This window comes from Pantoea sp. Ft-CA_14 (assembly GCF_024520875.1).
GTDB lineage: Bacteria > Pseudomonadota > Gammaproteobacteria > Enterobacterales > Enterobacteriaceae > Pantoea > Pantoea agglomerans.
Genome location: NZ_JALNPM010000006.1, coordinates 62,749 through 75,058, shown reverse-complemented (window position 1 = coordinate 75,058; position 12,310 = coordinate 62,749). Strand labels below are relative to the sequence as shown.

The following is a 12,310-nucleotide window of genomic DNA, read 5'->3' as shown; positions in this document are numbered from 1 at the left end:
GGATTACCTGCGGCGCGCGTCCGGACGGACTAAATCAAAACGTTGCGCTTCGCTGATGCCGTAATAGGCGCTGGGGCCGCCCGCGCGCAGAATCGGCTCGGCTTTAGCGGTCTGATAAATGCCCTCTTCCAGCAGCGATTCATCGATGTGAATCGCCACCGCTTCACCCAGCACCAGCCAGCTGTCGATCAGATTGCCGCTGGCATCCTGCAGCTGAATCAGTTGCGTCAGTCGGCACTCGAAGTTGACCGGGCTCTCTGCCACCAGACTGGCGCTGACCTGTGAAGGCGCCAGCGGCGTTAAACCGGCAAAGGCGAACTCATCCTGATCGGCAGGTAGCGAGGCGGAACTCTCGTTCATCGCTTCCGCCAGCGGACGGGTCGCAAGGTTCCAGACAAACTCTTTTGTCTCAGCAATATTTCTCACGCTGTCTTTCCAGCCACTACTGGCGAAACCGATAATCGGCGGATGATAGTTGAAACAGTTAAAGAAGCTGTAAGGTGCCAGATTGCGCTGGCCGCTGCTGCTCACTGAGCTAATCCAGCCGATCGGGCGCGGCCCGATAATGGCGTTCAGCGGATCGTGCGGCAGACCGTGACCAGCACGGGGTTGATAGGAATAGCGTTTCCGGGTCATAACTTCTCCAGCAGGGAATTTTATTTATCTTAGCCCGACAGCATCGCCCGACGGAATCGGAAAGAGGTAAGCGGATGGTGCGGGTTTATTTTCCGCCGCCTACAGCGTATTGTACGCGCGCCTGAATAATTGAGAGAACGTATGAAAAAGTCAGCCAGCACGTCGCCCTTCCACGCCCGCAATCGCCATCAGGGCGAATACGATTTTGCCGCGTTAACCGCTGCCCATCCGCCGCTGAAAGCCAAAGTCCGGCCCAATGGGTATGGCGTGCAGTCCGTGGATTTCGCGAACCCGGAGGCGGTGATGCTGCTGAACCAGGCGCTGATCAAACTATTTTACGACATCGACTGGCAGCTGGCTCCCGGCTCACTCTGCCCGCCCGTGCCGGGACGCGCCGATTATCTGCACTACCTTGCCGATCTGCTGGCGCTGGATAACAATGGCGTGATCCCGACGGCGGACGTTCTGGATGTCGGCTGCGGTGCAAACTGCATCTATCCGCTGATTGGCGCGGCAGAATATGGCTGGCGCTTTACCGGCACCGAAGTCGATGAAGCCGCCATCAAAGCTGCTAACCGCATTGTTGCGGCCAATCCGCGCCTGACGCGCCAGATCCGTCTGCGTCGTCAGAAAAACAGCGATGCGGTGCTGGCAGGTGTGGTCAGTAAAACTGAATTTTTCAGTGCTGTGATGTGTAATCCGCCGTTCCACGCGTCGGCGGAAGAGGCGGTATCGGGATCGCAGCGTAAGGTCCGCAATCTCGGACTGGATAAGAGTGCGCCGCTCAACTTTGGCGGCCAGCACAATGAGCTGTGGTATCCCGGTGGCGAAAAGGGCTTTATCGGCAAGATGATCGCCGAGAGCGTGGCGTTTAGTCGTCAGATCGGCTGGTTTACCTCGCTGGTGTCGCGCAAAGAGAACTTACCGGCGCTGGAAAAACAGCTGCAGGCGCTCGACGTGGCGGAGATGCGGGTGGTTAATATGGCGCAGGGTCAGAAGCAGAGTCGCTTCCTGGCGTGGAGTTTTATGCCTGCCGCCCAGCGCACTAAACTGCTGAGTCGCCTGGGGAACTGAGGTGTCGCTTTACATGGTAACAGGTGTATCTGTGGGCGAAGAGTAAAATAGAACGGGCCGCGATGCGGCCCATTTTGATTGTTGACAACGCCCGACTCGGTGGAGGTAAGACCGAGCTGGCACAGGGAACCCGGTCAGATCGGAAAGACGCAAAGGCTGTCATCCATGACACGCTCGGCCCGCGCCGTCCCTGGCGCGGGACGCTTTCCTCTTCTGACCGGGTTCCCTGTGCTTCGGGTTTATTCGTTGCTGCCAGATTTACCCTGGTTTGGATTGTCATCAGTTTTAACGGGCCGCTTAGCGGCCCATTTTGATCAGGAGACGTGCTGCAGGAATTCGCGCAGACGCTCGCTCGGTGGGTTGCTGATCAGGCTGTCGGGATCGCCATCTTCCGCAATCCGGCCTTTATCGATAAAGATCAGCCGTGAGGCCACCTTCTGTGCGAAGCCTACTTCGTGCGTCACAATCACCATCGTCATGCCTTCTTCCGCCAGATCCTGCATCACCTTCAGCACTTCGTGACGCAGTTCCGGGTCGAGCGCTGAGGTTGGCTCATCAAACAGCATCATTTTCGGCTTAACTGCCAGCGCACGGGCAATCGCCACGCGCTGCTGCTGGCCGCCGGAAAGCTCAGACGGGAAGTGGTGCGCGCGCTCGGCGAGGCCCACTTTGCCCAGCAGCTCACGCGCCAGCTGGCGTGCCGCCTCTTTGCTGGCACCGCGCACACGGATAGGACCAAAGGCGACGTTATCCAGCGCACTCATCTGTGGGAACAGATGAAACTGCTGAAACACCATGCCCGCTTCCTGACGAATCAGGCGGTCATCGACTTTTGGATCATTGACGCGCAGGCCATCGACAATCAGTTCGCCACTGGTGATCTCTTCCAGCTTGTTAATGCAGCGCAGCAGGGTTGATTTACCGGAACCGGATGGGCCGATAATCACCACCACTTCGCCCTGGTTAATCTTCAGGTCAATATTGTGCAGCACCTGGGTCTGGCCAAAATGCTTGGAGACATCTTTAAATTCAATCACAGGATTTTCACCCTTTTCTCAATGCGGCGCAGCACAAAGCTCAACACCAGCGTAATAACCAGATAGATAATCGCGACGGCGCTCCAGATTTCCAGCGCGCGGAAGTTACCGGCAATAATCTCCTGACCCTGACGAGTCAGTTCAGCCACGCCGATAACGATAAACAGCGAAGTATCTTTGATGCTGACAATCCACTGGTTGCCCAGCGGTGGCAGCATACGGCGCAGCGCCAGCGGCATAATCACGTAGCGCAGCGTCTCGCGGCTCGACAGGCCAAGCGCCAGTCCGGCTTCGCGGAAGCCCTTGTTGATCGACAGCACGGCACCACGAGTAATCTCGGCAATGTAAGCGCCGGAGTTAATCATGATGGTTACCACCGCCGCGCTGAAGGGATCAATGCGCAGGTCGGGGAACGCCATCGGTAAAGCAAAATAGATAAACATCACCTGCACCACGATAGGGGTGCCGCGAATGATTTCGATAAACACCAGTGCGATGTTATTGGTGATCCAGCCACCGTAAGCGCGGGCAAAGCCCGCTACCAGGCCGATGAAGAGGCCGCCAACCAGTCCAATAATTGAGATAATTAAGGTCAGTTTAGCGCCTTCAAGCAGCGCTGGCATGGCGGGCCAGATGACGCTCCAGTCAAACTCCATGGTGTCACTCCAGATATGTTGCGATGGAAAAAAGCAGGGAAAAAGTTCCCCTGCTGAAATCAGATAACGGGCAAATTATTATTTAGGTTCGGTGCCAAACCATTTTTTATAGAGCGTGTTGTAGGTGCCGTTCTCTTTCAGGGTTTTCAGTGCGCCGTTTACTTTTTCACGTAAATCGTCGCTGCCTTTCGGGAAGGCGATACCATACTGCTGCGCTTCAATTGAATCGCCTACCGCTTTAAAGCGGCCTTTACCGGCGGTATGGATGAAGTAAAGGATGTTAGGCGTGTCATGCAGCACGGCGTCCGCACGGTTGGTGCCCAGCTCCATATAGGCGCTGTCGATATTCGGGAACTGACGCAGATCTTTGGATTTGATGTTGGCTTTCGCGTATTCCACGGAGCCGGTGCCGCTTTTCACTGCGACCACTTTACCGTTCAGATCGCTGATGCCTTTGATGTCGTTTTCATTGTTACGCACCATCACCTGCAGACCGCTTTTGTAATAGCCGTCAGAGAACTCAATCGCTTTTTTACGTTCTTCGGTAATGGTGATACCCGCCAGTGCCAGATCGACATTGCGCGTTTGCAGTGCAGGGATAATGCCGCTGAAGTCCATTGGCTTCAGGGTGTAATCGAGCTTCAGCTCTTTCGCAATGGCATCCCACAGATCCACATCGAAGCCGACATATTTATCACCCTGTTTAAATTCAAACGGAACAAAGGCGGTATCCGTGGCGACGACCAGCTTCTTGTCTGCTGCAGTGGAAGAGAGAGAGAAGGCCAGCGCCAGCGCGGCCACAGAAACTTTTAACAGTGACTTCATCATTTTTCCTTTTTTTACTACCAGGCGGCAGGGCCTGCGTTTGCGGCTTGTCATATGAAAGAATTATGCCAACTTTGCAAAATCCGCGAAATCAGAGAGTTAAATAACATAGCTGACACGATTTTGCAGTTAATTCTGCCATTGCACCAGTTTGGTGCTCAGTTTTGGTGCAGGTGGCTGTTTTGGTGCAAGCGGTAGTGTGCCTCAGATGTTAAGGCTGTGAAGCGGAGGAGGGAAGAACTGTTAACAGGGTCATAAAAATGCGGTAACACAGACGTAAAAAAGGCGGGTTTCCCCGCCTGACAGACTGCATTGAGTCTTATTCGATGTTCGCTTCGATAAACCACAGGAATTTATCAAGGTCACGTGATGCCGCAGTGAAGATGTCAGCGGTATCTTCGTCTTTCACTTCAGTGATTGCTTTACGGGTGTCATTCGCGACAACGCTGTAACGGTCTGCCAGCGCTTTCAGATGATCCTGAACGCTGTGAATATTCAGCGGATAGCTCTTCAGCGGAGTCGTATCGTTAACGACCTGCGTGGTGCCCAGCGCCACGCCACCCAGCTGAACCACACGCTCGGCAATAGTATCCTGATGATCGGTAATCGCGGTGCGGAAGCCGTCCAGCATCTCATGCACACCGATAAAATTAGCACCGCGCATGTTCCAGTGCGCCTGCTTAGTGATCAATGACAGGTCAATAAACTCGACTACCAGACGGTTTAACACCGCGATGGTGGCTTTTTTATCGTCTTCGGCCACATCATTGCGGGTATAAATCAGGTCAGAAGATTTAGTTTTAACCAATTTAGCGGTACTCATCGTTTCAGTCCTCTCTTTGATGGTTGTCCTAATCAAGTACCGAATAAGTATAGCAGCGCTTTTCAGCTTTGCAGAAACGACTTTGTCGATGGATGAAATAGCGTGCGTCTTTAGTCAAAGCAGAGCTGGGCTAAGAAGGTCAATGCCATGTTAAAATATAAAAACAGATAAATAGCTATTTAAATCATAATGTTACTCTATTGTGTAAATAACTGGTAAGTGTCTGTTTCAAAATAGACAGCGCAGGAAGGAGTGAAAATTAAGAATAATTCTCATGATGAGCATGATTATTATTTAGCCCCGCCAGCAGGCGGGGCGGATAGCGTTTATTTTTGGATATCGTCTGATAATTCAACGCTGTTTAACTGACTCTTTTTCGGCCGCATGGTCAGCGTTGAACCTGCCGAGGCGATGATGATCGCCAGCAGCGCCAGCCACTGAAGCCCGGTCAGGGTTTCCCCCAGAAACAGCATGCCTGAAAAGGCAGCCATGGCGGGTTCCAGACTCATCAGCGTGCCGAAGATGCGCGCCGGTAAGCGGGTGAGGGCGATCATCTCCAGCGAATAGGGGATGGCGCTGGAGAGCAGGGCAACCAGCAACGCGATCGGCATAACGGCCCATGTCCAGATACCACTTTCTGCGAACGTCAGCCCCAGCGGTACAAAAATCACTGAGGCAATCAGCGACCCGATAGCCACTGTCGCCGGGCCATGTTCTGCGCCTGCCCGCTGTCCCGCCAGGATATAGATCGCCCAGCAGGCGCCTGCGCTCACTGCCAGCGCAGCGCCCAGCGGATCAATCGCAGTCATGCCTGTGCCAAAAGGCAGCAGGAACCACAGACCAATCACGGCCAGCAGCACCCAGACAAAATCCAGTGGCCGGCGCGATCCGAATAGCGCCAGCGCCAGTGGGCCGGTAAATTCCAGTCCCACCGCCACACCCAGCGGCACGGTACGAATCGCCAGATAGAACGTGAAATTCATTGTGCCCAGCGCCAGTCCATACATCAGGAGTGGCAGACGTTGCTCCCGGCTAAAGCGTAAACGCCAGGGTTTGAAGATAATACAGAGTATCAGGGTGCCAAAGCCCAGACGCAGCGCGGTGATGCCGGTAGCGCCAACGGCAGGAAACAGGCTTTTCGCCAGCGAAGCGCCGCCCTGAAGCGACAGCATCGCAATCAGCAGCACGGCAATCGGCATCACTATCGGGGCAAGGTTTTTAGAAGCGGGAGAGGCAGACATCCTGTGTACTTTTCCTGGTCATCAACGTAATGAGTCAGCCAGTGTAAAGGAAATAGCAGGCAAAAAATCACGGAATGGGGTTTTAAATTTCTCTCAACTGAGCGATTTTTGGCCAGAATCAGGGCCATTTAGGTAAAGAAATGTCAGGTTTTTTTAGGATTTAACTTAAAGAACGAAATGAGCACAAAATGATTATTGCAGAAAGATGACGGATTTTATAAGAAAAATGAATGACATAGGTTGTCGCATTAACTTCCTGTTACACCAAACATTCTGTTAGACAACAAAATCCGGGCAGAGTTTCTCGCTATTTTTTGTTATATTTTCAGCGTTGTCAGGAGAGAAGTATTTTCACATTTGAGGTGGTTATGAAAAAAATTGCATGTCTTTCAGCATTAGCCTGTGTACTGGCAGTATCTGCAGGTTCAGCAATGGCACAGAGCACCGTAACTGGTGGCTATGCTCAGAGCGACTATCAGGGCGTAGCTAACAAAGCTAACGGCTTCAACCTGAAATACCGCTACGAAGACGGTTCTAACCCACTGGGTTGGATCGGTTCATTCACCTACACAGAAAAAGATAACACCGATTCTGGCATTTATAACAAAGGCCAGTACTACGGTGTGACCGGTGGTCCTGCTTTCCGTCTGAACGACTGGGCAAGCATCTACGGTGTTGTGGGTATCGGCTACGGTAAATTCCAGCAGAACGATACTTCATCACGCGATAAAACTGATTCAAGCGACGTAGGTTTCTCTTACGGCGCAGGTCTGCAGTTTAACCCAGTTCAGGACTTCGCAGTTGACGTTGGTTACGAGCAGAGCCGTATCCGTAACGTTGACGTTGGCACCTGGATTGCTGGCGTAGGTTACAGCTTCTAAGTTTAGCTTAGCTGACCTGCAAAAAAGCGGCCCCTTGTGGGCCGTTTTTTATTGTGCTGATTTACTCACCCTTCCCTCGTATCTGCACGTTTCCCGACTTTTCCGGATCGCTGTAGCCGATCAGCAGCCATGCTGTTTGAAGCCGCAGGTCATATTGATTCGATGGGGAAACAGGAAAAAAAGAGAGCAGAAAGGGAGAGTGCGCCTCTCAGCCAGCGGCTGAAAGGCATAGAATCAGGATTAGCCGCGCCAGATGAGATTCTCACAGCGACGATCGTCAGACTTATGGCCCAGCAGTTTTTCCAGCAACATCAGACGCAGTGTGAACGGTGAACGCGTCAGCAGGCACAGCCAGGATTTCATCTCCGTGGTTGTTTTCTTCTCAGCCTGGAAGCATTTACTGCAATCTAAGCAACATTTCAGGGTGCTCATAGAATCACCTCCCAATCATTGTCGACGCGGTAGTCAGCAGCCTGCGGTGAGAGGCGTCATCATCACCGGAGCAACAGAGGATTCAACTGGGATCGCTCTTTTGCTGCTTACATTATCGTCAAATATAGCACTGGCTATATCCTTTAGCCAAGGCTAATGACGAAAAATTTGAGCTTCTTTGCGGCTGGTTTACAATGAGCGCAGCTAAATCCGTACAGCAGTGACAGTACGGGAAAAAATAATGAGGAAGCTGAATGAGTCGTCGTGCTAAAAGCGTGGTTTCTGCGCCAAAAGGACCACTGAAAGATATTGAAGAGCATGTCGAAGGTTTTCGGCAGGTGCGTGAAGCGCATCGTCGGGAATTAATTGATGACTACGTTGAGTTAATCTCTGATTTGATTGGTGAATTTGGCGAAGCGCGTCAGGTTGATATGGCGGCCCGCCTGGGCGTTTCACAACCGACCGTAGCGAAAATGCTGAAGCGGCTTGGCAGTGCCGGGCTGGTTGAACAGGTGCCTTACCGCGGTGTCTTCCTGACCGGTGAAGGAGAGAAACTGGCAGAGGAGAGCCGCGCCCGTCATCACATTGTTGAAAGTTTTCTGCTGGCGTTAGGCATCAGTCCCGAAACTGCCCGACGTGATTCAGAAGGTATTGAGCATCACGTCAGTGATGAAACGCTGGCCGTATTTAAGAAATTCTCCGAAACCCGCTAACGCTAAGGCGTACCTTCATCATGCCTCAACTGCTTCGATCTTTTTTGCATGACTCTGTTTTGCATTTATTAATCGTGATTGGTGTAGTTCTGGCATTTCTGGCGGATTTTCGCTGGGCCGATCTGCCCGGTGCCGTAGACTGGCATACCATTATTACGCTCACCGGATTGTTGATCCTGACCAAAGGGCTGGAAACCAGTGGCTATTTTGACGTGCTGGGGGGACGACTGATTGCGCGTTTCCGGCACGAACGTGCGCTGGCGCTGTTTATGGTGCTGGCTGCCGCGTTGCTCTCTACGTTTCTGACCAATGATGTGGCGCTGTTTATTCTGGTGCCGCTGACGCTGACGCTGCGAAAGTTCTCTCACTTACCCATCTCGCGACTGATCATCTTCGAAGCGCTGGCGGTCAACGCCGGATCCCTGCTGACGCCGGTCGGCAACCCGCAAAACATTCTGCTGTGGAGCCACGGCAAACTAAGTGTTGTCGCGTTTATTGTGCAGATGCTGCCGCTGGCCGCCTGGCTGCTGCTTAGCCTGATGGTATTAACCTGGTTCAGCTTTTCAAAGCGGTCGATTGATAAGCATGACAACCCGGAACAGCCGCAGTGGCAGAAGCCGCTGTTTATTGTCAGCGTGGTGCTATACCTGCTGTTTATCGCCGGACTGGAGCTGGAAATCACCGGTTGGGTCCTGCTGCTGATTCTTGCCACGTTCCTGGTGATGGCGCGTCCGGTGCTGCTGCGCATCGACTGGAGCCTGCTGGCGGTGTTTATCGCCATGTTTATTGACGTCTTCCTGATGACGCGTCTGCCGGTGATGCAGGCTCACTTTGATGCGGTTTCTCATTTCGGTCAGGGGCAGCTCTACCTGCTGGCGATTGGTCTGTCACAGGTGATCAGCAACGTTCCGGCGACGATTCTGCTGCTGCAAAAAGTCCCGCCTGGCGATGTGCTGGCCTGGGCGGTCAATATTGGCGGATTCGGCCTGCTGCCGGGTTCGCTCGCTAACCTGATTGCCCTGCGTATGGCGAAAGATCGGGCCGTCTGGTGGCATTTCCATCTCTTTTCTCTCCCTCTGCTTGCCTGGTCGATGGCCAGCGGCTGGCTGCTGTTGCGGCTGCTCAATTAGGCCCGACGCATCCTGCTACCCGCCACAGGTGGCAGGATGTGCGCCATTTCTCAAGTTTCGTAAAGTTGCGCTGGATTTTGTCAGTTTCCGATATAAGGTTAACAGGACCTTTATGCCCGGGAATTAGGGCCTTAGCCAGTGATGGGAACTATGAGCGAGAATAACCAACGCGATCCACACCAGCAGGACGCAGAAAATGCGACGGATAAAAACCGTCAGTCAGAGGAAAATCAGGACAACGACCAGCAGCCTGAGCGTAAACGCCCCGGTAAAAAGCCGCTGATTATTCTGGCGGTAGTGGTGGTGATTATGCTGATTGTCGGCTTCTGGTTCTGGTTCACTACCCGCAATATTGAAACCACCGACGACGCCTTTACCGAAGGCGATGCCGTTACCATTGCGCCTAAAGCCTCCGGCTATGTCGTGAAGCTGCTGGTGAAAGATAACCAGCGGGTGAAGAAGGGCGATCTGCTGGTGGAGATCGATCCCAGCGACAATCGTGCCCAGCGTGAGCAGGCTAATGCGCAGCTCGGTTTAGCTGTCGCACAGCTGCATCAGGCGCAGGCTCAACTGGCGCTGTCAAAGGTACAGTATCCGGCACAGCGCGATCAGGCGCTGGCGGATCAGGCGAAAGCCGAAGCGAATCTGCTTAATGCGCAGGCGGATTATCGTCGCCAGCGCGGCGTCGATCCGCGTGCGACCAGTCAGCGTAATATCGACAGCGCGTCCGCGCAGTTACGTTCGGCGCAGGCGCAGTTACAAAGTGCGAAAGCACAGGTTGAAGTGGCGTCACAGGTTGCTCTGCAGATTCGCCAGCAGGAGACCAATGTTGAAGCGCGTCAGCAACAGGTTGAGCAGGCTAAGGCGCAGTTAAGCACGGCCGATCTTAATCTCTCCTATACCCAGGTTCGCGCGCCCTATGACGGGTTTGTCACCAAGCGTAACGTTCAGCTGGGCACACTGGTGCAGGCGGGATCGTCGCTGTTTTCACTGGTCTCGCCTGAGATCTGGGTCACCGCAAACTTCAAAGAGTCTCAGCTGCAACACATGAATCCTGGCGACAAAGTTGAAATCAGCGTCGATGCCTGGCCGGATATGAAGCTTGAAGGGCATGTCGACAGTATCCAGATGGGCTCTGGTTCACGCTTCTCGACTTTCCCGTCAGAAAACGCCACCGGCAACTATGTGAAAATCGTTCAGCGCGTGCCGGTGAAAATCGTCATCGACAAGGGCCTTGATCCGAACCATCCTCTGCCGCTGGGTCTCTCTGTTGAACCGAAGGTAACGGTGGAATGAGTACGGCGCAGAGCTGGAAACCCGCCAGTAATCCGTGGTTAGTGGCGATCACGGTCACGCTGGCGGTGTTTATGGAGATCCTCGACACCACCATTGTTAACGTGGCGCTGCCGCATATCGCCGGTTCGCTCTCCTCCAGTTACGATGAGTCAACCTGGGTGCTGACCTCCTATCTGGTGGCGAACGGCATTGTGCTGCCTATCTCTGCGTTCTTCAGCCGACTGTTTGGCCGTAAACAGTTTTTCCTGATCTGCATCGTGATGTTTACCATCTGCTCCTTCCTGTGCGGCATCGCTACCGAACTGTGGCAAATCATTCTGTTCCGCGTGCTGCAGGGCTTTTTTGGTGGCGGATTGCAGCCGGTTCAGCAGTCTGTGCTGCTGGACTACTTCAAGGCGGAAGATCGCGGCAAGGCATTTGGGCTCTCCTCTATTGCCATTATTGTCGCGCCGGTGATTGGCCCGACATTAGGTGGCTGGATTACCGACAACTACAGCTGGCGCTGGGTGTTCTTTATCAACATTCCGGTCGGCGTGCTTACCGTACTGGCGATCTATCAGTTGCTGGAAGATCCACCGTGGGAGCGTAAATGGGCCAAAGGTAAGCTGAAGATCGACTATATCGGTATCAGCCTGATTACCTTAGGACTGGGTTGTCTGCAGGTGATGCTGGATCGCGGAGAGGATGAGGACTGGTTTGCCTCGCACTTTATCGTGCTGTTCGCCATTCTGGCGCTGATTGGCATCGTCGGTGCCATCTACTGGCTGATGTATGCCCGTAAGCCAGTGGTCGATATTCTGGTGATGAAAGACCGCAACTTCTGGGTCGCCGGGCTGTTGATGGCGGGGATGGCGATGATTCTGTATGGCAGCTCCGTAGTGCTGCCACAGCTGGCGCAGCAGGATCTGGGGTACACCGCCACCTGGTCAGGTCTGGTGTTGTCGCCTGGCGCGGTGCTGATTGTGCTGACCATACCGCTGGTGCTGAAACTGATGCCAATCGTTCAGACGCGCTACATCATTGCCTTTGGCTTTAGCTGTCTGGCCGTGGCGTTTCTCTACTCCGCCACCTTAACGCCCAACGTTGATTTCACCACTTTGGTGTTGATGCGCAGCGCACAGTCAATCGGGCTGGGTTTCCTGTTTGTCCCGCTGACGACTATCGCTTTTGTCACCATTCCGCAGCGGCTTAATGCTGACGCCTCGGCGCTGTTTACCATGTTCCGTAACGTGGCCGGATCGATTGGGATTTCACTCTCGACCGCTGCCATTACCGAGCGCGAACAGGTGCGGTCAGCGCACATGGTGCATAACATGACGCCGCTGAATGAGCCGTTCAACATTACGCTTCAGCACTGGGCGCAGGCGATACGCGACTTTACCTCGGCGGTGGGCGATCCCGTCACGCTGGCAACCGGTCAGCTCTATCAGGAGATGATTGCGCAGTCGCGTATCCTCGCTTACATCGATGTCTTCTCAGGCCTGAGTATTGTCGCCCTGATTTTGATTCCATTTTGTTGGCTGCTGTCGCCGATTAAGAGCGAAGGCAGTGCAGGAGCACACTAAC

The 12,310-nt window shown here is 53.7% G+C and carries 13 protein-coding genes; 6 read left to right on the top strand and 7 right to left on the bottom strand.

All coding sequences use genetic code 11. The features are described 5' to 3' along the window. Positions 1–3: 3 nt before the first annotated feature. On the bottom strand, positions 4–636 hold the full coding sequence (locus NR195_RS11240) for a flavin reductase family protein (protein WP_191917184.1): 633 nt from the start codon (positions 634–636) through the stop codon (positions 4–6). Positions 637–777: 141 nt separating this feature from the next. Between NR195_RS11240 and rlmF the strand changes: the two genes are divergently transcribed. After that, positions 778–1,710 (top strand): 23S rRNA (adenine(1618)-N(6))-methyltransferase RlmF, encoded by a 933-nt coding sequence (rlmF, locus tag NR195_RS11235; RefSeq protein ID WP_256844522.1) that lies wholly within the window; start codon positions 778–780, stop codon positions 1,708–1,710. 314 nt (positions 1,711–2,024) lie between these two features. On the opposite strand, the gene glnQ is transcribed toward rlmF, so the two are convergent. From glnQ to rhtA, 5 genes are all read right to left on the bottom strand, one after another. Beyond that, positions 2,025–2,747 (bottom strand): glutamine ABC transporter ATP-binding protein GlnQ, encoded by a 723-nt coding sequence (gene glnQ, locus NR195_RS11230; protein ID WP_010254327.1) that lies wholly within the window; start codon positions 2,745–2,747, stop codon positions 2,025–2,027. Further along, positions 2,744–3,403, bottom strand: coding sequence for a glutamine ABC transporter permease GlnP (gene glnP, locus NR195_RS11225; protein ID WP_022625976.1), 660 nt, complete (start codon positions 3,401–3,403; stop codon positions 2,744–2,746). The genes glnQ and glnP overlap by 4 nt, the downstream gene beginning before the upstream one ends. Positions 3,404–3,481: 78 nt before the next feature. Beyond that, on the bottom strand, positions 3,482–4,228 hold the full coding sequence (glnH, locus tag NR195_RS11220) for a glutamine ABC transporter substrate-binding protein GlnH (protein WP_010254333.1): 747 nt from the start codon (positions 4,226–4,228) through the stop codon (positions 3,482–3,484). A 319-nt stretch (positions 4,229–4,547) separates the two neighbouring features. Continuing rightward, positions 4,548–5,051 carry a DNA starvation/stationary phase protection protein Dps gene (gene dps, locus NR195_RS11215; RefSeq protein ID WP_010254336.1) on the bottom strand — a complete coding sequence of 168 codons (504 nt, stop codon included), beginning with the start codon at positions 5,049–5,051 and terminating at the stop codon, positions 4,548–4,550. A 326-nt stretch (positions 5,052–5,377) separates the two neighbouring features. Next, positions 5,378–6,292 carry a threonine/homoserine exporter RhtA gene (gene rhtA / locus NR195_RS11210; protein WP_010254339.1) on the bottom strand — a complete coding sequence of 305 codons (915 nt, stop codon included), beginning with the start codon at positions 6,290–6,292 and terminating at the stop codon, positions 5,378–5,380. A gap of 368 nt (positions 6,293–6,660) precedes the next feature. On the opposite strand from rhtA, the gene ompX reads away from it, so the two are divergent. After that, positions 6,661–7,173, top strand: coding sequence for an outer membrane protein OmpX (gene ompX / locus NR195_RS11205; protein ID WP_010254344.1), 513 nt, complete (start codon positions 6,661–6,663; stop codon positions 7,171–7,173). Positions 7,174–7,413: 240 nt separating this feature from the next. On the opposite strand, the gene NR195_RS11200 is transcribed toward ompX, so the two are convergent. Continuing rightward, positions 7,414–7,605 (bottom strand): hypothetical protein, encoded by a 192-nt coding sequence (locus tag NR195_RS11200; RefSeq protein ID WP_122458979.1) that lies wholly within the window; start codon positions 7,603–7,605, stop codon positions 7,414–7,416. A 254-nt stretch (positions 7,606–7,859) separates the two neighbouring features. On the opposite strand from NR195_RS11200, the gene mntR reads away from it, so the two are divergent. The 4 genes from mntR (at position 7,860) to NR195_RS11180 (ending at position 12,309) form a co-directional block, all read left to right on the top strand. Continuing rightward, complete coding sequence (gene mntR, locus NR195_RS11195; protein ID WP_010254350.1) at positions 7,860–8,318, top strand: manganese-binding transcriptional regulator MntR; 459 nt, start codon at positions 7,860–7,862, stop codon at positions 8,316–8,318. 20 nt (positions 8,319–8,338) lie between these two features. Continuing rightward, positions 8,339–9,448: an SLC13 family permease gene (locus tag NR195_RS11190; RefSeq protein WP_022625975.1), complete on the top strand. Its 1,110-nt coding sequence runs from the start codon at positions 8,339–8,341 to the stop codon at positions 9,446–9,448. 150 nt (positions 9,449–9,598) lie between these two features. Further along, positions 9,599–10,744: an HlyD family secretion protein gene (locus NR195_RS11185; RefSeq protein WP_010254357.1), complete on the top strand. Its 1,146-nt coding sequence runs from the start codon at positions 9,599–9,601 to the stop codon at positions 10,742–10,744. Further along, on the top strand, positions 10,741–12,309 hold the full coding sequence (locus tag NR195_RS11180; RefSeq protein WP_010254360.1) for a DHA2 family efflux MFS transporter permease subunit: 1,569 nt from the start codon (positions 10,741–10,743) through the stop codon (positions 12,307–12,309). Before NR195_RS11185 ends, NR195_RS11180 begins: the two co-directional genes overlap by 4 nt. Position 12,310 lies beyond the last annotated feature (1 nt).

Bases quoted from the DNA above. Each gene is read 5' to 3' on its own strand.
- dps (WP_010254336.1), bottom strand. From the start codon at position 5,051: ATGAGTACCGCTAAATTGGTTAAAACTAAATCTTCTGACCTGATTTAT.
- NR195_RS11200 (WP_122458979.1), bottom strand. From the start codon at position 7,605: ATGAGCACCCTGAAATGTTGCTTAGATTGCAGTAAATGCTTCCAGGCT.
- mntR (WP_010254350.1), top strand. From the start codon at position 7,860: ATGAGTCGTCGTGCTAAAAGCGTGGTTTCTGCGCCAAAAGGACCACTG.
- ompX (WP_010254344.1), top strand. From the start codon at position 6,661: ATGAAAAAAATTGCATGTCTTTCAGCATTAGCCTGTGTACTGGCAGTA.
- NR195_RS11185 (WP_010254357.1), top strand. From the start codon at position 9,599: ATGAGCGAGAATAACCAACGCGATCCACACCAGCAGGACGCAGAAAAT.
- rhtA (WP_010254339.1), bottom strand. From the start codon at position 6,292: ATGTCTGCCTCTCCCGCTTCTAAAAACCTTGCCCCGATAGTGATGCCG.
- glnH (WP_010254333.1), bottom strand. From the start codon at position 4,228: ATGAAGTCACTGTTAAAAGTTTCTGTGGCCGCGCTGGCGCTGGCCTTC.
- NR195_RS11190 (WP_022625975.1), top strand. From the start codon at position 8,339: ATGCCTCAACTGCTTCGATCTTTTTTGCATGACTCTGTTTTGCATTTA.
- NR195_RS11180 (WP_010254360.1), top strand. From the start codon at position 10,741: ATGAGTACGGCGCAGAGCTGGAAACCCGCCAGTAATCCGTGGTTAGTG.
- NR195_RS11240 (WP_191917184.1), bottom strand. From the start codon at position 636: ATGACCCGGAAACGCTATTCCTATCAACCCCGTGCTGGTCACGGTCTG.
- glnP (WP_022625976.1), bottom strand. From the start codon at position 3,403: ATGGAGTTTGACTGGAGCGTCATCTGGCCCGCCATGCCAGCGCTGCTT.
- rlmF (WP_256844522.1), top strand. From the start codon at position 778: ATGAAAAAGTCAGCCAGCACGTCGCCCTTCCACGCCCGCAATCGCCAT.